At 58.0% G+C, this 25,393-nt stretch carries 23 protein-coding genes and 1 pseudogene; 11 read left to right on the forward strand and 13 right to left on the reverse strand.

All coding sequences use genetic code 11. From position 1 onward, the window contains the following. Positions 1-206: 206 nt before the first annotated feature. Positions 207-416 (forward strand): DUF2093 domain-containing protein, encoded by a 210-nt coding sequence (locus E1297_RS31755; protein ID WP_155145119.1) that lies wholly within the window; start codon positions 207-209, stop codon positions 414-416. On the opposite strand, the gene lpxK is transcribed toward E1297_RS31755, so the two are convergent. From lpxK to E1297_RS31785, 6 genes are read right to left on the reverse strand one after another with little or no spacing between them, the layout of a single operon-like run. After that, positions 413-1,456 carry a tetraacyldisaccharide 4'-kinase gene (gene lpxK, locus E1297_RS31760; RefSeq protein WP_155145121.1) on the reverse strand — a complete coding sequence of 348 codons (1,044 nt, stop codon included), beginning with the start codon at positions 1,454-1,456 and terminating at the stop codon, positions 413-415. The two genes, E1297_RS31755 and lpxK, sit on opposite strands and share 4 nt — an antisense overlap. Further along, on the reverse strand, positions 1,453-2,745 hold the full coding sequence (locus E1297_RS31765; RefSeq protein ID WP_155145122.1) for a 3-deoxy-D-manno-octulosonic acid transferase: 1,293 nt from the start codon (positions 2,743-2,745) through the stop codon (positions 1,453-1,455). The genes lpxK and E1297_RS31765 overlap by 4 nt, the downstream gene beginning before the upstream one ends. Then, on the reverse strand, positions 2,738-3,436 hold the full coding sequence (locus E1297_RS31770; protein ID WP_155145123.1) for a lysophospholipid acyltransferase family protein: 699 nt from the start codon (positions 3,434-3,436) through the stop codon (positions 2,738-2,740). The genes E1297_RS31765 and E1297_RS31770 overlap by 8 nt, the downstream gene beginning before the upstream one ends. 38 nt (positions 3,437-3,474) lie before the next feature. Next, a complete protein-coding gene (locus E1297_RS31775; RefSeq protein ID WP_155145126.1) occupies positions 3,475-3,714 on the reverse strand; it encodes a DUF4170 domain-containing protein in 240 nt (79 codons plus the stop codon). Between the two features lie 27 nt (positions 3,715-3,741). Beyond that, complete coding sequence (locus E1297_RS31780) at positions 3,742-4,545, reverse strand: 3'(2'),5'-bisphosphate nucleotidase CysQ (protein WP_155145127.1); 804 nt, start codon at positions 4,543-4,545, stop codon at positions 3,742-3,744. Then, complete coding sequence (locus E1297_RS31785) at positions 4,532-5,875, reverse strand: TldD/PmbA family protein (protein WP_155145129.1); 1,344 nt, start codon at positions 5,873-5,875, stop codon at positions 4,532-4,534. The genes E1297_RS31780 and E1297_RS31785 overlap by 14 nt, the downstream gene beginning before the upstream one ends. A gap of 306 nt (positions 5,876-6,181) precedes the next feature. On the opposite strand from E1297_RS31785, the gene E1297_RS31790 reads away from it, so the two are divergent. Then, a complete protein-coding gene (locus tag E1297_RS31790) occupies positions 6,182-6,712 on the forward strand; it encodes a DUF6101 family protein (RefSeq protein ID WP_244327961.1) in 531 nt (176 codons plus the stop codon). A 70-nt stretch (positions 6,713-6,782) separates the two neighbouring features. Here E1297_RS31790 and ubiA read toward each other — a convergent pair whose 3' ends face one another. Continuing rightward, positions 6,783-7,727 carry a 4-hydroxybenzoate octaprenyltransferase gene (gene ubiA / locus E1297_RS31795; protein ID WP_155145133.1) on the reverse strand — a complete coding sequence of 315 codons (945 nt, stop codon included), beginning with the start codon at positions 7,725-7,727 and terminating at the stop codon, positions 6,783-6,785. A 173-nt stretch (positions 7,728-7,900) separates the two neighbouring features. Between ubiA and E1297_RS31800 the strand changes: the two genes are divergently transcribed. Further along, on the forward strand, positions 7,901-8,308 hold the full coding sequence (locus E1297_RS31800) for a hypothetical protein (protein ID WP_155145135.1): 408 nt from the start codon (positions 7,901-7,903) through the stop codon (positions 8,306-8,308). Between the two features lie 209 nt (positions 8,309-8,517). Here E1297_RS31800 and E1297_RS31805 read toward each other — a convergent pair whose 3' ends face one another. Next, positions 8,518-8,922 carry a hypothetical protein gene (locus tag E1297_RS31805; RefSeq protein ID WP_155145137.1) on the reverse strand — a complete coding sequence of 135 codons (405 nt, stop codon included), beginning with the start codon at positions 8,920-8,922 and terminating at the stop codon, positions 8,518-8,520. Positions 8,923-9,072: 150 nt separating this feature from the next. Here E1297_RS31805 and purD point away from each other — a divergent pair, with 150 nt between their 5' ends. The 5 genes from purD to E1297_RS31830 all read left to right on the forward strand — a co-directional run bounded on the left by purD (position 9,073) and on the right by E1297_RS31830 (position 17,020). Next, entirely contained in the window at positions 9,073-10,350 is a 1,278-nt protein-coding gene (gene purD / locus E1297_RS31810) for a phosphoribosylamine--glycine ligase (RefSeq protein ID WP_155145139.1), read from the forward strand. 77 nt (positions 10,351-10,427) lie between these two features. Beyond that, positions 10,428-11,336 (forward strand): alpha/beta fold hydrolase, encoded by a 909-nt coding sequence (locus E1297_RS31815; RefSeq protein WP_155145141.1) that lies wholly within the window; start codon positions 10,428-10,430, stop codon positions 11,334-11,336. A gap of 381 nt (positions 11,337-11,717) precedes the next feature. Then, positions 11,718-14,876 carry a bifunctional diguanylate cyclase/phosphodiesterase gene (locus tag E1297_RS31820; RefSeq protein WP_155145144.1) on the forward strand — a complete coding sequence of 1,053 codons (3,159 nt, stop codon included), beginning with the start codon at positions 11,718-11,720 and terminating at the stop codon, positions 14,874-14,876. Positions 14,877-14,965: 89 nt separating this feature from the next. Continuing rightward, complete coding sequence (locus E1297_RS31825; RefSeq protein WP_155145145.1) at positions 14,966-15,826, forward strand: patatin-like phospholipase family protein; 861 nt, start codon at positions 14,966-14,968, stop codon at positions 15,824-15,826. Between the two features lie 369 nt (positions 15,827-16,195). Further along, positions 16,196-17,020 carry an MBL fold metallo-hydrolase gene (locus tag E1297_RS31830; protein WP_155145147.1) on the forward strand — a complete coding sequence of 275 codons (825 nt, stop codon included), beginning with the start codon at positions 16,196-16,198 and terminating at the stop codon, positions 17,018-17,020. Positions 17,021-17,033: 13 nt separating this feature from the next. Here the strand turns inward: E1297_RS31830 and rsmD are convergent, their stop codons facing one another. Then, positions 17,034-17,597 carry a 16S rRNA (guanine(966)-N(2))-methyltransferase RsmD gene (gene rsmD, locus E1297_RS31835; protein WP_368669762.1) on the reverse strand — a complete coding sequence of 188 codons (564 nt, stop codon included), beginning with the start codon at positions 17,595-17,597 and terminating at the stop codon, positions 17,034-17,036. Between the two features lie 107 nt (positions 17,598-17,704). Further along, positions 17,705-18,709: pseudogene (locus tag E1297_RS31840) on the reverse strand (pseudouridine synthase); the annotation flags it as partial. A gap of 265 nt (positions 18,710-18,974) precedes the next feature. On the opposite strand from E1297_RS31840, the gene E1297_RS31845 reads away from it, so the two are divergent. Together E1297_RS31845 and E1297_RS31850 are read left to right on the forward strand one after the other, a co-directional pair. After that, positions 18,975-19,427, forward strand: coding sequence for a nucleoside deaminase (locus E1297_RS31845; RefSeq protein WP_155145151.1), 453 nt, complete (start codon positions 18,975-18,977; stop codon positions 19,425-19,427). A 242-nt stretch (positions 19,428-19,669) separates the two neighbouring features. Beyond that, a complete protein-coding gene (locus E1297_RS31850; protein ID WP_155145153.1) occupies positions 19,670-20,839 on the forward strand; it encodes a porin in 1,170 nt (389 codons plus the stop codon). Positions 20,840-20,904: 65 nt separating this feature from the next. On the opposite strand, the gene E1297_RS31855 is transcribed toward E1297_RS31850, so the two are convergent. Both E1297_RS31855 and mutL read right to left on the reverse strand, forming a co-directional pair. After that, complete coding sequence (locus E1297_RS31855; RefSeq protein WP_209016119.1) at positions 20,905-21,732, reverse strand: alpha/beta hydrolase; 828 nt, start codon at positions 21,730-21,732, stop codon at positions 20,905-20,907. A 48-nt stretch (positions 21,733-21,780) separates the two neighbouring features. After that, on the reverse strand, positions 21,781-23,643 hold the full coding sequence (gene mutL / locus E1297_RS31860) for a DNA mismatch repair endonuclease MutL (protein ID WP_155145154.1): 1,863 nt from the start codon (positions 23,641-23,643) through the stop codon (positions 21,781-21,783). A 110-nt stretch (positions 23,644-23,753) separates the two neighbouring features. Between mutL and E1297_RS31865 the strand changes: the two genes are divergently transcribed. After that, entirely contained in the window at positions 23,754-24,626 is an 873-nt protein-coding gene (locus tag E1297_RS31865) for a TIGR01459 family HAD-type hydrolase (RefSeq protein ID WP_155145156.1), read from the forward strand. Positions 24,627-24,646: 20 nt separating this feature from the next. Here the strand turns inward: E1297_RS31865 and E1297_RS31870 are convergent, their stop codons facing one another. Next, positions 24,647-25,321, reverse strand: a complete 675-nt coding sequence (locus E1297_RS31870; RefSeq protein ID WP_209016120.1) for a protein phosphatase CheZ — start codon at positions 25,319-25,321, stop codon at positions 24,647-24,649. Positions 25,322-25,393: the final 72 nt, after the last annotated feature.

Below are 25,393 nucleotides of genomic sequence, written 5' to 3' on the forward strand. Positions count from 1 at the left end.
GAGGCTCCTAGAATGTCCGTTGGTTCGCCCTGCTTTTGCCACTTAAACAGGGACAGGAGCAAGCACATGATTTAGAGTTAGAAGATAGGTGTATCGGCGGAAATGTCATTGCCCGCCGGAAATCGGCAGAAGATATTTGCCGGGATGGGTTGCCCTGCTGGCTGAGCGTACCTAAAAACCCGAAAACTCTTGAAGAATGTCAGGCCATGAACAGATACGAAAATCCCAGGATTCCCAGTGAAGCACGTGTGCGCTACCTCGACGGGGACTATCAGGTCGAAACGCCGGGAACCTTTGTTCGTTGCGCCGTTACAGGTGTCGCCATTCCGCTTGATGAGTTGAAATACTGGTCGGTAGAGCGGCAGGAAGCCTATGTCGACGCAACAGCTTCGCTCAAGCGCTATCAGGAAAACTAGACTTTTTGTCCGGCACTCTTGCTGTCGGCTGCAGCTTGGTCAATCAGCTGCAAGAGATGTTCCGGGGCATCAATCTCCATCTCGACTTCGAAGACGTCGGTGCATTCCAACAGTTTCCGGAATGCATCGCCGGTCATGCCGCGCAACCGCATCATGTCTTTTGAGGTTGTAATCAGTCGCGCGCAGGTGTCCGCAGATCTCGTGATCAGGTGCCCCGCATCCTTTGCGCTAAAGGCATGATGATCGGGAAAGGCAATCTGCTCCACGACGTCCACACCCCGTTCTTCCAAAGTCGCGAAGAATTTCTGTGGTCGGCCAATCCCCGCAAAGGCGATGTATCTGCCTTCCAACACTGGACCGGATTTGGGCACGAGCTGCGCGTGAAACACCCGCAGCCCCAGTTTGGATGCCAGACCGATTGTGCCGGAGACCGCCCCTGCATCGGAATATGGCGAACCAACCACGACAAGACTGTCGGCTTTCAGGATTTGACGGGAGAGCGGCGCACGCAACGGCCCGGCCGGAACACACCGGCCGTTCCCGGTCCCGACATGCCTGTCGACCAGAACGATCGACAAGGTCTTGAACAGGCTCGGATTCTGAAACCCGTCATCCATCAGGATGATGTCCGGCCCGCGTTTTTCGAGCTGAGCCGCCCCTTGAACACGATCAGCAGAGATAACCGTCGGCGCAATCCCGGCCAGCAAGAGCGCTTCGTCCCCGACCTGACCGGCGTGGTGCTTTTCGGGATCGACCAGAAGCGGGCCGCGCTCGGTGCCGCCATACCCCCGGAGCAAAAAGGCCGGGCGTTTGCCGTGTTGGATCAACAACTCCGCCAGCTTGATCGAAAACGGGGTCTTTCCCGTTCCTCCAACCACAAAGTTGCCGATACATATCACGGGCACTTTTGATCTGGCCTTGTGCGGCTGGAACATGCGCCACGCCGTGATCGTGCCGTAAACGAACCCGACCGGCGCCAGCAGTCGAGACCAAAGGCCCGGTGTGCTTTTCCACCAAAACGAAGGAGCGGATTTCATCATGACCGGGACCTTGCCCGAAGATCAAGGATCGGAGCGAGCGCCTCAAATGTCCGTTCCAGAGCCCCTTGCCCGGTCTCCACGATCTTTCGAGCCCGGCCGGCAATATCACGGGCCAGTTCGGGCTTTTGCAACAGTTCAAGCACCCGGCCATATAGCTGATCCCCGTCCTCAATCCGGATCACGGCCTCGCCATTCGAGAGAAGCCAGTAAATGTCCCTTTGATTGTGGAGGTTCGGCCCGGTGATCAGCGCGGTTCCCGCGCGTGCGGCCTCAAGCGGATTGTGGCCGCCGGCGTCCGTAAATGATCCGCCCAGGAATGCAAAAGGCGCGACCGCATAAAACAAGGCCATCTCACCAACCGTATCTGCCAGATAGGCCTGTATAGACCGCTCTACAGACGCCACCTCCGTCCTTTTTGTGCTGGCAAGGCCTTGCGCCAAAGCTTGTGACAAGATGCTGTCAGCCCGTTCCGGATGACGCGGCACAAGGATCAGAAGAAGGTCAGGATAGACTTCAAGCAGCTTGCGATGCGCCTGAAGCACGTAGCCGTCCTCCCCCGGATGGGTCAGGGCTGCCAACCAAACGGAACGTTGTCCAATGTCCTGCTCCAGCTTGGCAAGTTCGGCCTCGTTTGGCGGCGCAAGACGGGCATCGAATTTCAGGTTTCCGGATGTTTCGACCAGCCGGCAACCAAGTTCGTCAAACCGCTCCGCATCGCCCGGGCTTTGTGCCAGCACAAGGTCGAAACAGCCAAACAGCCCCTTTGCAGACGCCCCCAACTTCTTCCAGGACCCGAAGGACTTGTCGGACATGCGCCCGTTCAAAAGCACAAGCGGGATCCCGCGCTGTTTGACCGCCAGGAATGTTGCCGGCCAGATTTCAGATTCAACGGTCATGGCAAGGTCTGGCCGCCAATGATCCAGGAACCGGGAAATGACCGAGGGGGAATCGTAGATGCCGAACTGGTGGACCGCCCCTGACGGCAGCCGCTTGGCCGCCAATTCGGCCGAGGTTCTCGTCACAGTGGTCAAAAGCACGCCCCAACCGGCCTCGGTCAGACGCTCGATCAGCGGCAGGATCGACGCCGTTTCGCCGACACTGGCTGCATGGATCCATGCCAAGGGGACTTCCGGACGCAGTTCTTGCGTTCGGCCGAAACGCTCACCCGCACGCTCACGGTCATCCTTGCCCGACCGGATGCGGAGATATGAATACACCCGGAGGAACGGAAGGGCCAACCGCGCCGCCCGGGCATAACACGACAACAACAGGGGCTTTCGCTCACCCATCGGGTCTGCCGACCAGCTCGTAGGCACGCCGGGTGGTTTCGTTCAGACCGTTTTCCACCGCCATGCGCGCCGTCTCCAGTCCATTATCATCAACGTCCTTCGACACATTGATCATGCCTCCCACGGTTATGGAAGCTTTGCCGAACGGAAGGTTGATGCTTGCCTTGTCCCAGGAATTCAACTCGATGGACCGGCTGGTCGCAACCGCAAACGGCACGATCGGCCGTCCGGAATGTTTTGCCAGCTGGACGATCCCGAGCCCCGAAACACGCGCGGGGCCTTTGGGAACATCCGCCGTCATCGCGACACTCCGGCCGGATTTCAGCGCCCGCATCGCCTCGACAAAGCCGCGCATGCCACCGCGCTTCGAAATCTGATGGGCCTTTTGGCTTCCGGAGGCGCGGATGAGGCCAAGACCGAGTTTTTGCGCCGCAATGGCATTGATCTCACCATCTGCCGACCGGGAGATCATCACGTCAACCGGCCAGCCCGCGGGCCGGGTAAACGGCATCATGAAGTGCTGGCCATGCCACATCGCGACAATGATCGGCAAATCATCGGGCAGCTGCTGGTAGATGCCAGGCGGATCAATGACAATACGGTTGGTCACGTGAACCAGCTTGAGGTATCCCGCCAAAAAAGATCCGGCGCCCTGAACAACCAACGGGTGCCGTCCCAGGTTTTTTATCATTTATCAATAGTCCATAACGCCCGGCGAAAGGTTTCGCCTCAGGCTGTTGCGTCCGGATCCAGCAGCTTGTGCATATGGACGATGAAATAACGCATATGGGCGTTATCAACTGTCGCCTGTGCCTTTGCTTTCCACGCCTTATAGGCTTCCGCGTAATTCGGATAGATACCGACAATGTCGAGATCCTCCAGATCGCGGAAGGTCAGCCCTTCCGGGCTCTCCAGTTCACCACCAAAGACGAGATGAAGCAGCTGCTTCGCCGGTTGTGTGTCACTCATTGGTCTTGCCTCGCTTCCGCTTCGCCGTCAGGATCCGGCAACCCGCGATATCAAGCGTGCCGCCTCCCCGATCAACGGGATTGGCGCAGCGATCAAGGCTGGATGGCGTGTTTCCGGTTTGTTGTAGACCACCGGCGCTCCGTCAAGACCGCGAATCTGCCCGCCTGCTTCCTGCACCAAAAGGTCTGCGGCTGCAAGATCCCAATCGCTTGGCCCCTTGCGCGCGACCGCAACATCCACCGCACCAGAGGCAACCTGTGCAAAACGATAGGCCAGCGAGCGGATGTACCCGGTGCGCACAAAACCCGCCGCCAGCACCTCCCGATTGGCCGAAATCGAATGCGGCCCGGACAAAAGTGCCCCGTTGATGGCTGCCCTGCCGGATGCCTGAAGCTTCTGGCCATTCAGAAATGCGCCCCCCCCGGACACCGCCGTATACATCTCGCCGCGGACCGGACAAAAGACGGCAGCCGCTTGCGGTACACCACCTTCGACCACCGCAATCGCGACCGTCCATTCATCCCCACCTGCCAGAAACGCGCGCGTCCCGTCGATCGGGTCAACAATGAACACCCGCTCCTTGTCCAGCCGATGCGGCTGGTCTGTCGATTCCTCGGACAACCAGCCATAGTCCGGACGCGCGTTGCCAAGCGCATCCTCTAAAAACCGGTCGACCGCCAGATCCGCTTCCGAAACCGGGGACGTGTTGTTCTTGAGCCAGGTCTCCGGCTCCTTCCCAAAATAGGTCAGCGCAAGTGCGCCTGCTTCACGCGCAGCCTGTTCCAGAAGGTCCCGATCCGGGGTGTCCCGAACCGCGTCAATTTCCGGCAAGGGTCAATCCTTCGATCAGAATGGAGGGCGTTGCAACCGAATACCGGGCATCGAGGTCGTTGGCGGGAACCATCCGTGCAAACATGTCCTTCAGGTTGCCCGCAATGGTGATTTCGCTGACAGGCCCGACGATTTCACCATTCTCGAACCAGAAGCCCGAGGCCCCGCGCGAATAATCACCCGTCACACCATTCACGCCATGACCGATCAGATCCGTAACCAACAGCCCGGTGCCAACCTCTGCCATCATGTCTTCAGGCGTTTTTTCACCAGGGTGCATGGTCAGATTGGTGCTTCCCGGACTGGTGCCGCCCCCTGCCCTGCGGGCGCGGCCATTGGGCTCCAGCCCAAGTTCGCGCGCAGTCGCACCGTCGAGCAGCCAGCTCGTCAGCCTTCCCTGATCGATCAGATCCAGCACCGGAGACGCTGTTCCCTCCCCGTCGAATGGACGTGTCGCCGCCCCCCGGCGCTTGAAGGGATCGTCGGTAATCCGGATCGACGGATCAAAGACCTGCGTATCCATGGCGTCCTTTAAAAAACTGGTGCCCCGGGCGATCGACGCACCGTTGATCGCCCCGACAAAATGCCCCACCAGACTTCGCGCCGCGCGTGCTTCGTAGACTACATTTGTCGTTCGCGTAGAGATTTTTTCCGGATTGATCCGCTTCACGGCGCGTTGACCGGCCCGGGTGCCGACTGCTTCCGGATTGTCCAGATCTTCCAGGAATGTCCGGTAGTCGAAATCGTAATCCCGCTCCATCGAGGTGCCGTCGCCGGCAATCGCCGTCATGTCAAGACCGAACCGGGAGGACTGATAGGATCCCGTAAACCCATGTGACGTTGCCAGAACCATGCCTGCAACGCGCCAGGATGCGTTCGCCCCACCGGATTTGGTCACGCCCTCGACCTGGAGCCCGGCCTCTTCCGCGGCCATTGCCATGTCGGTCAGTTGTTGCGCTGTCGGCCGGGTATCGTCCAGAAGTTCCAGGGTCGGGATTTCATGAAGCAGTCTGTGACTGTCGGCAAGCCCGGCGAAACGATCTTCGGGCGCAACCCGGGCCATGGCAACGGCCCGTTGTGCAAGAGTGTCCGGATCGGAGATCTGGTTGGCGGAGACAACTGCCGTGCGGTTGCCGACAAACACACGCAGGCTGAAATCTTCTCCCTCGGACCGTTCCGTCTCCTCGACCTTGCCATTGCGAATGGAGGACCCGATCGACACCCCGGTGACAGCCACGGCATCGCAGGCATCCGCGCCAGCGCGTGTGGCCGCTTCGACCAAAAGCGCGGCCTGGTTTTCGAGTTTCGACTGATCGAGCTGGTCCGACATGAGTTCCGCCTTTCATTTCTGCGACCTGTTTAAGGCCCGCACGGCCCGGCGGCAAGCGGTCCAGCAGTTCTTCGAACCGGACCGCATAGTTAACAATCCCTGAAACGGCGAGTCAGACTCAAGTAACCCTGTTAATGATTAGAATTTGTTAACTGTAATCGTTAAACCAATGAACACACTCCCCCCCTAAATTCACCTCATTCTCGAGATCCAAGAACAGTCACACGGGATTAACGGAGTGATAACTTGAGACGTCAAGCTGATCCTTTCAGAAACCACGAACAAACACCAAGTTTTTTTCAAGATTTGCCACCAACAAGTCTTCCAAAAAATGTTGTAACAAGTATCCGATTCAATGAAGAAGGCGCATTCAGTGAAAAATCGATCACCTTCGAGCGCGATCGCATCTGTATTCGCGCCAATTTGATGGCGCACGAGGAAGATCGGATGATCCCCCTGGAAATGTTCGAAGGAATTCTGGTCAAGCTGACACGGGAGAGCGAACGCAAGAACGTCACGGCACAGCTGGTGCTCAAACATCGAGACGACACACTCTCGATCCTGCTTTCAAAATCCGAGCGGCCGGAAGAACTCGCCCACATCTGGTCTGCATGGGCCCGCGCGCTGGAGTTACCGATGCTCGTTTGTACGGACGGCAGCAGGATCAAACCGATAGACGCGTTCAGCGCAAAGGCATCTGGCGCACCCGCACCGAGGCGCAAGCTGCGGCTGATTACCGGCCGCCGGCCAAGATTTCTTGTTGCCCGCCGCACCGGCCACCTCTCCTCCAGGCCCGGCTCGCATTGTGGCGGGCGAGAGATTATCGCGCGTTCGTGAACCCGGCCCGGACCACACCACTCACTTCGCATGTGTTTCGCGCGCACTGGTATGGAAACGTAATCCCGTCTTACAACCACCCAATAAAGGCATCGGCAACAAATCCTGCAAAAACGATCCAGCCATATGTGGTGTTGGAACGAAACAGTTTCAGACACTCCATAGGATCATCGATATCAAGCCGGATCGCTTGCCAGGCGAGATGCAATGCACCTGCGCCAATTCCGATAAAGGCGGCGGGTCCCGCATCCGCGATGGCAGCCGCCAGGGCAAACAGCACCGTGGTGAGCGCGTAGAGACCGATCATGGCCAAGCGGGTCCAGTCGCCGAACAGCAAGGCCGTCGACCGGACGCCAACGAGAGCGTCGTCCTCCTTGTCCTGATGCGCGTAGATTGTATCGTAGCCGATGGTCCAGCAAACCCCGCCAATATAAAGCAAGACCGGAGCCCATCCGAGGGACTCGAATTCGGCGGACCATCCCATCAACGCTCCCCAGGAAAAGGCCAACCCGAGGAAAAGCTGCGGCCAATCCGTTACCCGTTTCATAAATGGATAAACAGCCACCGGAATGAGGGCAGCCAACCCCAGGAAAATCGAAAACGCGTTGAACTGAAGCAGGACAACAAGCCCCACAAGGGCTTGCAACACCAGAAAGATCCTGGCCTGTGTCTTTGTCACCTGCCCGGCCGGAATTGGCCGCGACCGGGTCCGCTCGACCTGCGCGTCGATATCGACATCAACAAGATCATTGTAGGTGCAGCCTGCTCCGCGCATCGCCACCGCACCAACAAAGAAGAGCACCAGATGGTAGGGATCGGGATAGGGATTGCCTGCGGCAATTGCTGCAAGCCCCGCCGACCACCAGCAAGGCCACAACAACAGCCACCATCCGATCGGACGCTCCCACCGCGCCAGGCGCGCATAGGGACGAGCCCAGACCGGCAGCCGGGTATCAACCCAATGCTGTTTGACCGCATCCGCGACCGGACCGGTATCCTTCGTGGAAAAAAACATGTGCCCCCTGAAACGCCAAGACGTTGTCGATCTCAATCTCCTTTCGGCTTTTAACCTTTGCCATGCCTAAAATGCCAGTGTGTATCGGATCGACCTAACCTGATAGCGTTTGCATCGAGGTTCGATCTGGCCACGAGCCGCAATCACGTGCCCCTGCTTTCGGCGAGGTCTTCATGGTTTTTCGCATTGCAACCATTCAACGGCGTCCCATCCGTCCCCGCAAGTATACAGCCGCTCTTCTGACCGGCCTTGTACTCGGGGCAACCGCTCTTGGCACCAGTATGACACTCCCAATGCCTGCAGCCGCGACAGATCTGATGGCTCCGGTGGGTCCCAAGGCCGTCAACCCGGCACCGGTTGGAACACCGGCTCTTGGGGAATCCGCTTCGTCAGCCAGTGCACCACCTCGTCCCGCACCTCCCGGACCGCCGGAAGCAGGCGAGCCGCGTCTTGCTGAACCCGGTGCACCGCTTCAACCTGATCGCGCACCACTTCTGGAACCCGGCGCTCCACTGCCCGCAGGTGAAGTGCCTCCTGCTGCCTTTGAACCCGGCGCACCTCCCCCTCCGCCGCCGGAATAGGTCTGTTTTCCGTGTCCAAAGGCACAAAGCGTCCATGGCAAGGCGGCAACTCTGCCGGCCGCCTGTCCGGGGCGAGCCTTGCAGACTGTCCCAGAGGGCATGTTCCGATCAGTCAAACAGCCGCTTCAGACCAATTCTCAAGCCCCCCTCGTCCTCCGGGGGCTTTGGGGGCGGTATTTCCCGAATGAACTCCAGCCGCGTTGCCACGTTCATGTTTTGACGTTTGAGAAACGCGCCGCCGGGTGCGAATGGAGACTGCCGCACCACAAGGGCGACAACCCTATGGCCTGCAGCTCCTCAATCAACAGCTGGAAAGCCTCATCCGCCGCGCTTGCCGGATCGGCACCAGCCGGATCAAGATACTGCACCTCAAGTACGCCAATCTGTCCCCCGTGCAGCACGGATTGTGAAAACGTCACGACGAGAACGCCAAACATCCGCATTCCCCGGCCGAGCAGAAACACACGGCCCCTTGGCGCATCCACACAAAGGAGATTGAACGCCGACCTGTGTCTCTTGGTGAAAGCAACACCGGCGGACGCAAAAGCCTTTTCAAGCAGGGCTTGAGCATGACGCCGATAGGCCGGCCCTGCCAGGATCAGTTCCGTCTTCAAAAGCGTTCCCCTTGCCAAATCTCACCGCATCAAGGATCAACGGTTGCCGCCACATCCAGCCGATGCTAAGCCGCCCGCGCGGGGGTCCCCCCCCCCGGAACAGCATCGCCCTTTTGCACCTTGCCCGGTGCCCCAGAAATCGGACGTCCCATGAACATTCTCCTCATCGGCTTAGGTGGTCGCGAACATGCCCTGGCATGGGCCATTTCCAACTCTCCGCTTCTGACCAAACTCTTTGCTGCCCCGGGCAATGCGGGCATTGCATCCCTTGCCGAACTCGTCGATTTGGACGCGTCTGACCATGGCGCTGTGATCGGCTTTTGCAAAAACAATGACATTGGCCTTGTGGTGGTTGGACCCGAAGGGCCCTTGGTAGACGGACTGGTCGATGATCTCGCGCAGGCCGGCATCAAGGCCTTCGGCCCCGGCAAGGCGGCCGCGCAGCTTGAAGGATCGAAAGGCTTCACCAAGGCCGTTTGCGACGAGGCCTCAATCCCGACCGCAGCCTATCAACGGTTTGAAAATGCAGCCGATGCAAAGGTCTACATTGAACAGCAAGGTGCTCCGATCGTGGTCAAGGCAGATGGTCTGGCTGCCGGCAAGGGCGTCGTCGTTGCCGAGACCGTTGAGACGGCAATGAACGCGGTGGATGCCTGTTTCGACGGCAAATTCGGATCTGCCGGAGCCGCCGTGGTGATTGAGGAGTTTCTGACCGGCGAAGAAGCCAGCTTCTTTGTTCTTTCAGACGGCGACCATGCCTTGCCACTCGCCACCGCTCAGGACCACAAACGGGCATTTGATGGCGACGAGGGACCCAACACCGGTGGCATGGGCGCCTATTCACCAGCGCCGGTCATGACCGATACGATTGTTGAGCAAACGATGCAGGACATCATTTTCCCGACGATCAAAGCTCTGAAAGATCGGGGAACGCCGTTCAAGGGCGTTCTTTTTGCCGGACTGATGATCACGGCAGACGGGCCGAAACTGATCGAATACAACACACGTTTTGGTGACCCGGAATGCCAGGTCCTGATGATGCGCCTGAAGGACGATATCGTCACATTGATGCTGGCAAGCGTCGACGGCACGCTCGACAAGGTCAGTGCGCGCTGGCGTGATGAGGCCGCCCTCACGGTGGTCATGGCGGCAAAGGGGTATCCTGGCACATATGACAAGGGCACCCATATCGCCGGATTGGAGGATGCGGCAGCCTCTCCGCATGTCGAGATATTTCACGCAGGGACGAGGGAACAGGATGGCGCCATTCTCGCCAATGGCGGACGCGTACTGAATGTCACCACACTCGGCACGACAGTCGAAGAAGCGCAGCAGCGCGCCTATGCAGCCATCGACAAGATCCGCTGGCCTGAAGGATTTTACCGCACAGATATCGGTTGGCGCGCAATTGCAACCGGGGCAAAGTAACCGCCCGGCGGTCAAGCCTCAGCGCATGAAATATCCAGCCGCCGGGACGCGAGAGGCCCGGCGGCGTGGAGAACCAAATGCGAAAAAACCTTCCCGAACTGTATCCCGCGTTCGATGTGTCCAGGATTTCATCCTCTCTCGGCGAGATCTATTGCCGGACCGGCGGCGAAGGTCCACCAGTGCTCTTGATCCATGGCTATCCGCAAACCCATGCAATTTGGCACCGTGTCGCCCCCAGCATTGCCGAGAGCCATCGGGTTGTTCTGGTTGATCTGCCCGGCTACGGCCAGTCCACAATCCCACCCCTGACTGACGATCACGCGCCTTACAGCAAGCGCAGCATGGCCGCCGCACTTTGCCAGGTGATGGACGCCCTGGGCCACGAACGGTTCTCGGTTGCCGGGCATGACCGCGGCGGGCGTGTCGCCTACCGGATGGCCCTCGATCACCCCGAAAAGGTTTCGGCTCTCGCGGTGCTCGATATAGTTCCAACACTCGACTACTGGGCCAAACTCGATCGCGTTTTTGGCCTGAAGATTTATCATTGGTTGTTTTTGGCGCAACCGGCCCCTTTTCCGGAAGACATGATATCCAAGGACCCGATCGGATTTCTTCACCACAAGCTTTCAAGCTGGACCGGCGACAAAAGCCTCGGGGCGTTCTCAAAGGACGCGCTCAAGCATTATGAAGCATTCTTTCAGGAACCGGGCAGAATCGCTGCGACCTGTGAGGACTACCGGGCCGGAGCCACCATCGACGAGAATCACGACCGGACTTCAATGGACAATGCCCAACGGATAGCTGCGCCGACCCTGGTCCTATGGGGACAGGCGGGGATTGCACAGGGGACCGAAAGCCCTCTCCAGATCTGGCAGAACTGGTGCACCAAGGTGACAGGACATGCGTTGGCAGGCGGCCATTTCCTGGCAGAAGAAAATCCTGATCAGACTCTGGAACATCTACTACCGTTTCTGAAAAGCGCCTAAATCCTGAAAATACAGAATATTCCCTACAACAAATATTAGTTAACAACCCCGAAAATTTTCCAAAATTTATTTCTTGGCAAAAATCAAGAGACTGCAAAACGATCTTATATTGTAAAATTGCCTTATAGTTACTTTTTAAGCCATCTCACCGGAAAATATTTTTGGCGCTTCATGAGATTCGCCGTTCCCTACTGATACACTTGCATGTAATTTTCCTCACACGCAGAAAGAGTGCATCAAGAACAGGCAAGACATAAGCCGAACAATCATGACGCGGCCGCATGCCGGATTTGACAACGGCACCAAGGGCTAGCGGCGCGGTTTTGGGAGAGTGCTTTGAGCCCCGGTGAACGAAGCTCAGATAAAAAACAACCAGAAAACATGCCTTCAAACTCAAAACTGAATGCGTTTTTGGGATTGTGGGGCGAAAACGGCCGCCGGTTCTCCAAACCCGTACAAGCAATCTTTTTATTGTTCCTGGCAGTCGGCCTTGCCGCGCTGAGTACGCAAAACAGTTTCAACGAGTATTGGCATCTTCGTGCCTCGGTGGACAGCACGGTGCCGGAGGCCGACCACTACCTGAGACTCCAAGGAGCTTCCATTTCACAGAATCTGGAAAGAACCCTGAATGCCCTTTCGGTCAACGAGGCTGCAGCCATCGCCATGGCCGGAAACAATCGCGAGGATCTGCAAAGGATCCTGACCGCGACATTTCCGGCCTTGCAACAAGACGATACCACACGGTTCACACTCTATGACAAGGACCTTTCGGTCCGCTATTCCGGCAATGTCGAGGAACCCAATACCCCGTCTGCGAGTTCATATCTCGCAAAACGCGCAAAATCTCTCGGACGAACGGTTCACGGTCTGGAATACGGCGGCAATGCCATGCCTGCGATCACGGTCGTCAAACCCTGGTTCATTGAAGGATCTCCAATCGGTTATCTCCAACTTGACCTTGATATCACATACCCGTTGACTGCACTCGGCCCGATCCTGAATACAGACGTCATCAAGGTTATCGACGCAAGCTCGCTTGCAGCACACGACACAAGCCTCTCCAACACCACAGACTGGATCCCGGCTGGCCGCTTTCTTGTTCAATCTGCGGAAGGGAACCCGATACCGGAAGCGGCGCTGGAGACAATCAAACACCAGCCGGAAAAACCGGGCATCCTTGACCGGGTATTTTTTCAACAGGGCCGCGTTGAATATCTTCATGCGCTGCCGGTCAACCTATCCGACGGAACGCAGGCGACTTCGATCTATTTTCTGCAGGATATCACCGAACCTTTCCGCGGATTCGTCTGGAGCGCCGGGTTGTCTTTATTCGGTGCGTTGGTTCTTGCCGGCCTTGGATGGTTCTGTTTCAGGACATTGATCAGATCGGTCGAAACCAGGGTAATCGCTGTCCAGGAAAAGCTTGAAAGGGAAGTCGCAGAGGACACAGCCGACCTCGAATATCACCGGAACCTCCTCCAGGAAGCCCAGAGGATCACCTCGGTCGGAAGCTTCGAACGCAACTTGCAGACAGGCGAACTTTTCTGGTCGAAGGAGCTTTACCGGATCGTTGGCATTCCCATGGACACAGATCCGGTCAGCGCCAGAAAAGCGCTTTACCGGATGATACCCCCGGCCGAGAGAACTATGGTGGAACAGGCCATCCAGCAAGCGGTCGACACGCTTTCAGACTTCGATTTCGAGCATCAGATCCTGGCCGAAGACGGAGCATCACGCTTTGTTCATTTGAGAGGATACGTTGTTGCCGATGAAACCGGCAAGGCCAAGACCCTGTTCGGAACGGTTCACGACATCACCGACCGCCAGAAAGCCCAGCAGCAAAACCAGATGCTTGCAAACATTCTGGAAGCCTCGCTCAACGAAATATACATCCTGAACGCGAGCACGTTCCGGATCGAATATGCCAATGAATGCGCAAGAAAGAATCTTGGCTACCCGGCACAGGAGTTGAGCCAGCTCCAGGCTTGGGAAATCAGCCCCAGACACACGGAACGCTCGTTTCGCGAGATGATCGAACCCGCTTTTGACGGGACCGTTCCCCTGTTGAATGTGGAAGGATTGCAGCGCCGGAAGGACGGGTCGACCTATCCGGTCGAAGTCCGCTTCCAGCTGCACAAGGATCGCAGCAAGACACTGATGATCGCAATTGCAAATGACCTGACCGAGCGAACCGCACGCGAACTGGAAATCCGGGCTTCCAAGGAAGAAGCCGAGCGGATGGCCTATTTTGATGCCCTGACCCAACTGCCCAATCGCGCAGCCTGCCAACGCGATGCCAAGCACCTGTTTGCGTCTGATGCAAAAGACAAACCCGACTTCATCATCCATCTCGACATCGACAACTTCAAGAGGATCAACGACACCTATGGCCATGTGGCCGGTGATGGTTGTCTTGAGGAAGCGGGCGAGCGGCTGCGGATTTGTTGCACCGACATGGGCCGGGTCTACCGATGGGGCGGCGACGAATTCGTTATTGTCGTCAAAAACTCCAGGATTGAACCCGAAGAGCTGTGCGAACGCCTCAACCTGATCATGCGCGCACCCATGGAATTCGAAGGCAACCAAGTCTGGCCGTCCGTCAGTATGGGAATTGCCAAGTGCCCGCAAGATGGAGAAACGTTTGAGACCCTGCTCGCGCATGCCGACCTTGCCCTCTACAAATCCAAGGAGGAAGGCAAGGATCGTTGGTTCTTTTATACGGAAGAACTGAAAAACAAGAGCCAGGCCGAGACACGCCTGGAGCAGGAATTGCGCTCCGCACTCCACCGCAACGAGCTGTTTCTGGTTTTTCAGCCGCAAGTCAACCTTAGAACGGGCGAAGTCACCGGAGTTGAGACGCTGTTGCGCTGGCAACACGTTGACCGCGGTGTGCTTTTGCCCGCAGCTTTCCTTCCGGTTGCGGAAAAATCGAACCTTGCACTGCTTGTCGGGGAAGTGGTCATCAACAAGGCGCTGTCCGCCGCGCGCAAATGGATGGACATGAACCTCGATTTCGGCCGAATCGCCATAAACCTTTCACCCCTGCATCTCGTGTCGGGAACGTTGCTCAGCGATTTTTCGGAAGCCATGAAGAAACACGACGTCGGGCCGGAACGGATTACGGCCGAAGTACTTGAATCAGTGTTTCTCGATGACGAAAAAGCTGAAAACACCAAAACACTGGAAGCACTGCACCGCCTCGGGATGCACATCGAACTCGATGACTTCGGGACCGGATTTGCTTCGCTGTCTCACGTCGCCGACTTGCCGATCAACGGCCTCAAAGTCGACCGGTCGTTTACAGATAAGCTCTTGAAGGACAGCAAAAAGGAGGTTGTTGTCAATCAGTTGGTGCACCTGGCACGGTCGCTTAACATCAACGTGGTGTGCGAGGGGGTCGAAACGCGGGCCCAGTTTGAACGCCTGCGCATGATGGGGAATTTCTCCGTGCAGGGATATCTGATTGCCAGACCGATGCCCTTTGACGAAATGACGGACTGGCTGTCCTCCGCTCCTGCAGACATATATTCCGTACTTTGAACAATTCGCACGATCAGAGTTGTTGTCCGGCCATGAATCGCCACATAGTCCGAGGGCTGTGTTGGTAGCGAAGGGTTGTCGAGGGAAACATGTCCGGACCAAAAATCGGCTTGGCACTGGGTGGCGGCGGCGCAAGAGGCATGTCGCATATTCCGGTCCTTGAAGCGTTCGACGACCTCGGGCTACGGCCATCGGCGATTGCCGGGGCGTCCATCGGGGCGATCATCGGCTCGGCCTATGCGTCGGGAAAGACCGGCTCCGAAATCAAGCAGATCGCGATTGAAACATTTGCCGACCGGAACTCTGTTCTCGGGAGGATGTGGAAATTGCGCCCCAAACGGTTTCAGGAGCTGTTCACCGGCGATCCGGTCCAGTTCGACCCTCTAAAAGTGCTGGAGGTGTTCGTTGGCGATCATTTACCGGCAGACTTTGACATGCTCGAGATCCCCATGACCGTGCTGGTCACGGATTTTTATGCCTGCGCGGAAATAGACATAAACGCAGGGGCCTTGCACCCGGCAGTTGCCGCGTCCATCGCCATTCCGGCCATTTTCCGGCCGGTCAAGCTGAACGACCGTGTCATGGTCGATGGCGGCGTTGCCAATCCGCTTCCCTTCGACCGGTTGCCTTCGGACTGCGATTTTGTTGTGGCGGTCGATGTGGTCGGCAAGCCGGTTCCCAGATCAGGCCGCAACATACCGACGAGGATGGACGCCATCTTCGGATCAACGCAGATCCTCATGCAATCCATCATGCAGGAAAAACTCAAGCGCAGACGGCCGGACATTCTGCTTCAACCAATCAAGGACAGCATCGGCGTTCTGGATTTTATGAAAACCGAGGAGATCATTTCCAAGGCCGAACCGTTGCGTGACATTGCGAAAAGAAAAATCGATCATGCCCTGAGTGTTCTGGAAAGGAAAAAACTCCCCTCCCCCGAATACCAATGACTTTATTACTTAATACAATCATGTTTATTTTACGCCGCACATTCCGGACAAACTGTGCGATACTCAGATTGAATTGACAGATGCTGCAGTTGTGGCATCCGGATTCGCCGGGCCAATTCCTATCCGGGACCTGTAATCCTGAGAACCAGCATGGAACGTCCCCAGACGTAACAATCGGCGGGCATTTGTTTAAGGGGCAGGTTCTTCCTCCCGCCAGCCCCCAACTGGCAGCCCTGTTCATGACCTGATCAAGCTCGGAACTGGCTGCCACTTTCTTTTGTCCTGCTTTTGTCCTGTTCATGCCCTCGAATTCTTGCCAGTCTCGCTGATGACACTAGGTGTCAGGTTTGGTTCGGAGGGGACGGCACCATGGTTGCATTACGTGTTGCGAAGACCATTCGTTTGCGGGACATATTTTGGGCGGCCGCGGGTTTCCTGTTCGCTGTCCTGCTATCGTCCCAGGCCTTCGCTGTCTGCCAATTGGTGGCCGGTGATCCATTTGCCCCGCGCGTGATCAAGGCCGCACTTGCCCCAAATGAAGTCCAGATCCGATATATCGGCCATTCCACATTCGAGATCGAAACCCCAAAAGGCGTCCGGATCGCAACCGACTACAATGACAGCGTCAAACCGCGCGTTCCCCCAACGGTTGCGACCATGAATGGCGCCCATAGCACACACTACACGCTCAATCCCGAGCCGGAAATCGAGCATGTCCTGATGGGCTGGAACCTTGCGGGGGGACCGATCGACCACGATGTGATCATTGACGACGTCCGCATCCGGAATATTCAAACAAATATTCGTGGTTGGGACGGCGAGACCAGGCGGCTTGGCAATTCGATTTTTGTCTTCGAGATTGCCGACCTGTGCATCGCTCATCTTGGCCATCTGCATCATCGGCTAACAGAAGAGGACCTTCTGCGATTGGGGCAGATCGACATCGTGTTCGCGGCGGTTGACAATTCCTCAACCTTGCGGCTGGAAAGCCTGATGCAAGTCCTGGAGGATATCGGGCCGTCACTGGTCATCCCGATGCATTTTCACTTTTTCGGTTCTCTGGAGGCTTTCACATCACGCGCCAGTATTGCGGGATACCAGATCGAACTGGCAACGGATCCCTTGCTGATTTCCAGACGTGACCGGCTCCCGACAGCAAAAACGGTGTACGTCATGCAACCGACCGGCGGCTAGGCAGCAGAAGGCGTCAGCCCGACGACACCCTCTCACAAAACAGAACCTGACTGTCGCCTGCAGATCTGCGGTCCAGCTCGCGAAAGCCCTGCGGCAACTCAATCGCTGCTCCGGCCCGTTCTTCCAGAACGCAAACGGCTGTCTCTTTCAACCAGCCGCCCGCAAGTGCCGACGCCAGCGCCTGTTCGCCAAGGCCCTTGCCATAGGGCGGATCGGCAAACAGGATGTCGAATGGCTCGATCGTTCCGGCACTGCCCAGGCGGGTGGCATCCCTTCGAAAGATCTTGCAAGCCCCGTTTAGGCCCAGTGTTTCAAGGTTTTGCCGGATCACGCCGCGGGCAGCTGTGGTTTCCTCGATAAAGGTCGCATGCCGCGCGCCCCGGCTGACCGCCTCAAACCCGAGAGCGCCGCTTCCGGCAAACAGGTCCAGAATGCGCGCGCCTTCCAGCTCGACACCCAGTCCGTGAGCCAGAATGTTGAAGATGGTTTCACGCAGCCGATCACTGGTCGGTCTGGTCTTGTCCGTCTTCGGCGCGGCGATTGCGGTTCCCTTGAACCGGCCGGCAACAATCCTCACCCGCGTCTCCCGCGCGGCTTGGTATCGGATGGACGTGACCGATCGTCGTTTCCGCGCATGGGCTGATCTTGTCCCTGGCGCTTGTCTTCAATCAGGCCGTCTTCCCCCCAGATTCGCCGTGCGGGCCGTTTCGGCGCACTGTCTTCACGCGGACCTGAAAAACGTGCCGGTTTGCGGTCCTTGAAGCCCGCCTTGCCGCCGCCCTTCGGCCGGGTCCCTTCACGTCCTTCCTTTGACGTCAACCAATGACCCTTGCCTGCTCCGTCGCGCTTTTTGGGCTGCCCGCGGCCGCCCGGCCGTTGCGCCTTTTTCTCCGGTTGAGCGGGTTTTTCCGGTGCTGCATTCAGGATCGGCGCGTCAAAGTCGCAGCCTGCTTCTTCTGCCAGTTTTTCACCGAGCTGGTCCCGCAAGACCCGGCCTCGGATTTCCCGAACGTCGCCGTCATCAAGGTCAAGAAGCTGGAACGGACCAAAGGAGATACGGATCAGGCGGTTCACCGAAAGCCCCAGATGCTCCAGCACCCGCTTGACCTCCCGGTTCTTGCCTTCGCGCAACCCGACCGTCAGCCAGACATTGTCGCCCTGGATCTTGTCGAGCGATGCCTCGATGGCACCGTACAGCACCCCCTCGATCGCAACGCCGTCCGCAAGCGCATCCAGCTGTTCCTGGGTTACCTGGCCAAAGGCCCGGACGCGATACCGGCGCAGCCAGCCTGTTGTCGGCAGCTCCAGCACACGCGACAGACCGCCATCATTGGTCAGCAGCAACAACCCCTCGGTATTGATGTCGAGCCGGCCTACCGTCAGAACCCGCGGAAGATCCTTCGGCAACTTGTCAAAAACCGTCGGGCGTCCTTCAGGGTCCTTGTTCGTGGACACAAGCCCGCGCGGCTTGTGGTAGAGCCAAAGCCGGGTTCTTTCGCGCATCGGCAGCGGTTCGCCGTCCACAACGACTTGGTCCCGTTCTCCGACATTGACCGCCGGCGTATCCAGCGTCTTTCCGTTGACTTCCACACGGCCCGCCAGAATCCATGTTTCCGCGTCCCGGCGCGAACACAATCCGGCGCGCGCCATCACCTTGGCGATGCGTTCTCCGTCCCGGCCAGGCCCGATATCGGGTTGCGGCGCCGGTTTGCGCGCGGTCGCAGGTTTCGCCTTGTGGCGCTTGTCCGCAGTTTTCACACGCGGTCCGGTCGGCACCCGTTTGGAAGTGCCCTTTTTGAAGATTTTATCTGATGCCATGACCGCCTCATAGCAGATGCCGGCCTTTGGGAAAATCTTTAAACACAGGATCGGACGGATTTGCTGTCGAACAAAACTGGTTTATGCGGTGTGATTGGCGCTCTGAAGGTTAAAACACAAGGACTTCCGGATTTTCATGACTGCAAAAAAGGAAACTTTCATGGAACTTGCGATGGCCGAAGCCGAGAAGGCCGGTCAGCGCCGGGAAGTCCCGGTCGGAGCCGTGATTGTGCATCGCGGCGCAGTCATTGCGCGGAATGGCAACCGGACACTGGAACTCAACGACCCGACCGCCCATGCCGAAATATTGGTAATCCGGGAAGCCTGCGGCAAACTCTCGAGCCAGCGGCTGCCCGACTGCGACCTCTATGTAACGCTTGAGCCCTGCGGGATGTGCGCAGCGGCCATTTCCTTTGCCCGTATCCGGCGCCTCTATTACGGGGCGGGAGACGAAAAGGGGGGCGCGGTCGACCATGGGCCACGGTTCTTTTGCCAGCCAACCTGTCACCACGCGCCCGAGACCTATGCAGGGATTTGCGACAGACCATCCGCCGAGTTGCTCAAGGATTTTTTCAAAGACCGGCGTTGAAGCGTTTTGGGCTCAGGAGGATATGCCGCAATTCCCAGTTCGGCTCATTCAAGAAATTGTATTTTTAACATTGTCATAAATGCGATTTATGTTGCCTAGGCGCAACAACGCCCGGCCAGCTCGTGCATCTCTCCCGGCGAGACACCTTCTGCAATAGAAACGTCACAACTCCAGACCTACCGTGAGCGCAACCATTGGAGGTGCCGTTCAGCGGACGGCGCTGTGATATCTGGAGCAAGCGCATGCGTGCACATATTCTTGCCTTGGCCACGATTGGCTCTGCAGCGCTGAGTGCGCCCGCATTTGCCGCCGATCTTCCAGTTGCCCCCGAACCGGCCGACTATGTCCGGATCTGCGACGTCTATGGGAACCGGTTCTATTACATTCCAGGCACCGATACCTGCTTACGCGTCGGCGGACGGGTCCGGGCGGACTTTCGCTTCAAGAACTTTGGCGATGCCCCGAATGACTGGTCGGAGCGGGACGACGACGGGGTTGAATTCCGGGCCCGCGGTTATCTCTATCTCGATTCACGGACCCAAACAGAATTCGGTATTCTTAGGTCCTACACCAGCATGTACATGACCGATACAAGCGGTTCCGAGAGCTTTACACTCGAATACGGCTACATCCAGTGGGGCGGCCTAACTTTTGGGTACACAGATTCGTACTTCGACTTCTGGACCGGCTTCGCGCTTGAAATGCAGTTGGAAACCTATACCGATCTGACATCGACGCTGTTTGCCTACACAGCAGCATTTGGTGATGGTTTCTCAGCGACGGTTTCCGTGGAGGACGCAACCTTTCGCGAAACCAACCTGATTGCACCTGGTACTGTGGACGACGGCTATGCGGGGCAGAATTGGCCGGACATTGTGGCAAACCTGCGTGTCGACCGGGATTGGGGAGCCGCCCAGGTCATGGGTGCGCTTCACAATGTCCGGTTCCAGAACCCGTCTGCAAGCGGTCAGGTCGGCTGGGCGGTTGGCGGCGGTGTGGAACTCGAACTTGACCGGCTTTTGACCGGAACAAACCTGGCCATTCAAGGTGTCTATACCGACGGGGCCAGCGGATACGGTACAACCGGCTGGGACGATCAGATTACGGATGCCGTCTACACTGGATCCTCCACCAATACGACCAAGACCTGGAACATCTATGGCGGGGTCCGTCAAGGCATCACCGAGACGGTCGAGTTCAATCTGGATGCAGGCTATCATAATGTCGATGGCGATACCCGCGCCTATGATTTCACCCAATGGGACGTCACGCCGAACGTTCTCTGGGAACCTGCGTCGGGATTTCTGATTGGCGGTGAGGTTCAGTACCGTGACCTTGATTTCAGTCAGGCCTCGGGCCAGGTCGACCGGAATGAAATCTTCGCCACAATCCGCTTCCAAAGGACCTTCTGACGGCAGCAGAACGCAAGCTGTCCCAGCGCACCCGGAAATCGTTCTGCCCGTTTTGCGCCGCGTTTTCAGGAACCGTTAAAGTCATTGTCAGCCTTGAGAACTGCCGGCCAAAGCCCGGAGGGCCACAAGTTCCCATGGCCTGCGCCTTCAATTTTGAGCATGCGCTTTGGTTCCGGCGCTATCTTGTAGAGCGCCTCTCCATGTTCATAGGGAATAATCCGATCTTGCGTTCCATGCACGATCAGGACCGGAGACGCCACATCCGGCAGGCGATCCCGCGTCACAAACGGATCGCGCATGAGGAGCGACACCGGAAGCCAGGGGTGGCGTTCCGCCGCAATGTCGACCGCTGCGGTATAGGGAGCTTCCAGAACCAGAAGCCTCGTGTCCGGACGCGCTTTGGCAACCGCCGCCGCGACACCCGTACCCAGTGATTCACCATGAATTATGACGTTGGCCCCATCAGCCCGCAGCTGGTCAAAAATCTCGATCCCGTCCCGAACAAAAGCCTCCTCCGATGGCTCTCCCGAACTGCCCGCAAAGCCCCGGTAACTCACGGCCAGAAGGCCGTATCCTGAATCGAGAATTTGCGCGTAACGTTTGTCGCGATCCGAGATGCTGCCACTCTGGCCATGAAAATAAAGCACCGTCGGAAGCTCCAGGTTTGCCGGAGGCGCCTGCCAAACCAGAAGGTCCGTTCCATCGGCCATCTGAACGGTTCGTGCCGTTACATTCGGAAGTCCGGCCTGGTCCGGCGTCTTGAGGTCTGCGCTTGGCTTGAATACGAAGTCCCGCTGATAGGCATACATTCCTGTGCCGGCCAGCACGTACAGAATGGCCAAAGCCCCAGCAATCGCAATGACAACGCGCCTGCCCCGGATTCGTTTTTTCAAGGCGGTCAATCTCCCTTCGCTCTGCCATTCCTCTGCGGTAACAGGTGTCTACTTGCGGCCAAACAACCGTTCGATATCGTTGAGCTTCAGCTCGACCCAGGTCGGGCGTCCGTGATTGCACTGGCCTGACAAAGGCGTTGCCTCCATATCCCGCAACAGCGCATTCATTTCTTCCGGACGCATCCGCCGTCCTGCCCGCACCGACCCGTGACATGCCATCGTGGCTGCGACATGATCAAGGCGTTCTTTCAGCGTCTCGGCCGTTTCCCATTCCGCAAGCTCATCGGCCAAATCGCGCACCAGTCCCTGAATGTCGATCTCTCCGAGCATGGCCGGTGTTTCACGGACCGCAATCGCACCAGGTCCGAAAGGTTCCAGAACCAGACCAACGGCTTCCAGATCCCCAGCCCGTTCGGCAAGACGCGCTACATCCTCTTCCGGCAAGTCGATCACTTCCGGGATCAACAGCAATTGCCGGGCGACCGCCTTTTGCGCGAGGCTTTCCTTTAACCGTTCATATACCAGCCGTTCATGGGCCGCATGCTGATCGACGATGACCATGCCGTCTTCGGTCTGGGCGATCAGATAAGTCTCATGAATTTGTGCGCGCGCCGCCCCCAGAGGCAACCGCGTCGCCGTGTCTTCTTGCGACGCTTCGCCAAATGCACGCGCATCCGCCGAGGGCTCGATCACGGACGCAATGGCCGGTTGGTGAAGATGTGGAGCGGATGTGGCCGGTGTTTCGGAAAACCCGGTGGCCGCCGGGACCGGGGCGAAATCACGAGCGGAAAAACCGGATTGCCGCTCATATCGCGGTGGCGCATAGGCCGCTGCCGGTCTGGGCGCGGACGCAGGCCCGGTAAAGCCGGTTGCCCGGATCGCTTCCATCGCAACAGCAGCATTTGAAGTCGACGACCGGTGTCCGGAGGTGACCAATCCCTGCTTGATCGAGCCGACCAGCAGCCCCCTGACCAGCTGCCCGTCCCGGAAGCGCACGTCAGCCTTGGCCGGATGCACATTCACATCCACCAGGGCAGGCTCCAGATCAATGAACAGGACCACCACCGGGTGGCGGTCGCGGGCCAGAACATCGGCATAGGCACCGCGCAGCCCCGACAGCAACAGCTTGTCCTTGACCGGCCGGCCATTGACAAAAAAGAACTGCTGCTGGGCATTGCCGCGATTATATGTCGGCAGACCTGCAAAACCGGTCAGCCGGACCCCTTCCCGTTCGGCATCGATCTCCATTGCGTTGTCGACAAAATCCTTGCCGAGAATCTGCGAGATCCGGGCCAGACGGCCTTCCGGTCCGGCTGGTGCCCAGGTTTGCGGTTGGCGGTCCGCGCCGGACAGGGAAAAACCGATCTCAGGGTAGGCAAGCGCGATCCGGCGGACGATTTCGGTAATCGCAGAGGCTTCCGCGCGGTCTGATTTGAGGAATTTGAGCCGGGCCGGTGTTGCAAAAAACAGATCGCGGACTTCGACCACAGTGCCTTTTTTCCGGGCTGCCGGTGCAATCGGCTGCTCGGCGCCGCCTTCGATCGTGACCGCCCAGGCATGGGGTTCGTCCTGATGCCGGGTCTGGATGCTGAGACGCGCAACCGAGCCGATCGACGGCAGAGCTTCGCCGCGAAAACCAAGGGTTCGAATATCGAACAGATCATCCTCGGTGATTTTGGAGGTGCAGTGGCGCCGCACGGCGAGATGCAAGTCCTCCTTGCGCATGCCCAGGCCATTGTCGGAGACCCGCAGCAGAGTCTTGCCGCCGCCGGCGGTGACAACCTCGATCGAAGTTGCCCCGGCATCGACAGCATTTTCGATCAGCTCCTTGGCAACACTGGCGGGCCGTTCAACCACCTCGCCTGCGGCAATCCGGTTGATCACGTCTTCGCTGAGCTGTCTGACTTGCATATTCCGTCCTTCTGCGGTTTCCCTGCTGCACCGCATCCTATATGGTCCGCCGCGAGTTCCGACCGATTCTGCAATATCCTAGCAGATGCCCACGCCGCAAGTGATCCGACATGACAGTTTCCGCACCGCTTCTCATTCCTGGGCTTCGTGCCCTTGCTTCCCAATACTCTGCCATCCTTTGCGACGTCTGGGGCGTCCTGCACAACGGCGTTGCAGCCTTTGAGGAAGCTCACAAGGCGTTGAGTGCCTATCGCGCGGAGACCGGCGGCAAGGTGGTTCTGATCACCAACGCCCCGCGCCCGGCCGGACCGATCCGCGAACAACTGGCACGTTTTGGCGTTGCGGACACCGCCTATGACGACATTGTCAGCTCTGGCGATGTTACCAGGGAATTATTGAACGCCCATGCCGGACAGACGGTCGCGCATATCGGCCCGGAACGGGACTTGCCAATCTACGATGGAACCGGGATTGTTCTTGGCACGGAAGACGAGGCCACAGCGATCAGCTGCACCGGCTTGTTCGATGACAATACCGAAACGCCTGACGATTACCGGGAGCGGTTCCTTCCTCTGGTCGACAGAGGTTTGGAAATGATCTGCGCCAATCCGGATATTGTTGTCGAGCGCGGGGATCGCCTGATCTGGTGTGCGGGTGCGCTCGCGCGACTTTATGAAGACCTCGGCGGCAAGGTGTCGATCCTCGGCAAGCCGCACAAACCGATCTACGAAGCCGCCTACAAACGCGTCGAAAAACTCCATGGCGAACCGGTCGACCCCCAGAAAATTCTGGCAATCGGCGACGGCCTCCCGACGGATATTCGTGGTGCCGTATCCCAGGACCTGGATGTGCTGTTTGTTACCGCCGGCATTCATTCGGCCGACTTCGGACCGGTCGATGCTCCGGAAGAACATCTCATCCGCACCCGGCTGGTTGAAGAAGGTCTGCGGGCCCGCGCCGCGATCCCGCGCCTGACTTGGTAGATAACCTTTTCGGGATCAGCTCAATCGAACAATTTGTCGATATCGGCTTGCGCATCTCCCAGAAGCGCGTCGATATCGGTTTGTGACACGCCCTCGCCGTTCAGCTGGGGCCCATGGAGCAGCAGATCACGGCGGCGGCGGTCTTCGGTGGTTTCATCCGCAACGGCCGCCAGTTCTTCGGGGATACGCAATTGTTCAATAAAGGTCGATACGCGCTCGTCGATGTAATTGAGCGTGGTGACGACCTTTGAGATCCGCTGACCGGTAATGTCCTGAAACGTGCAAGCCTCGAAGATGGCAATCATCTTGCCGCTGACGAACTCCTGATAGGCCGCCGGATTGGTGATGTCCGCGCACATGATTTCCTCGGCAGCCTCCATGATCGTGTTGGTGGCCTCCTCGGTCGCTTCAACAATCGCGTCAAGCTCCCGACCGGCTGCCGGGATCTTGCTGGCGGTCATGTCCTTTGCGCGCAGTTGCGAGATTTCCTCTTTCATGCGCGAAATTTCAGAAGCGATATTACGCAGTTCCTCTGTGACGGCCGGCTGGATCGCGGACAGGTAGTCCTGCATCGAGCCGGACATGATCTCCGCCAGCTGCATCACGTCGGTGAGCGAAACCGCTCCGCCCCGTTTCCTGTTTTCTTCCAGAAACTCGACAATCCGGGCTACATTTTCTTTTGTCATTGCGGCCATAACGAAGCCTTCCCGAGGGCGCCCGCCGACTATAAAAATTCCGGAAAGCACCAACCGCGCCGGTGCAATGCA

The organism is Roseibium sp. RKSG952 (genome assembly GCF_009711355.1).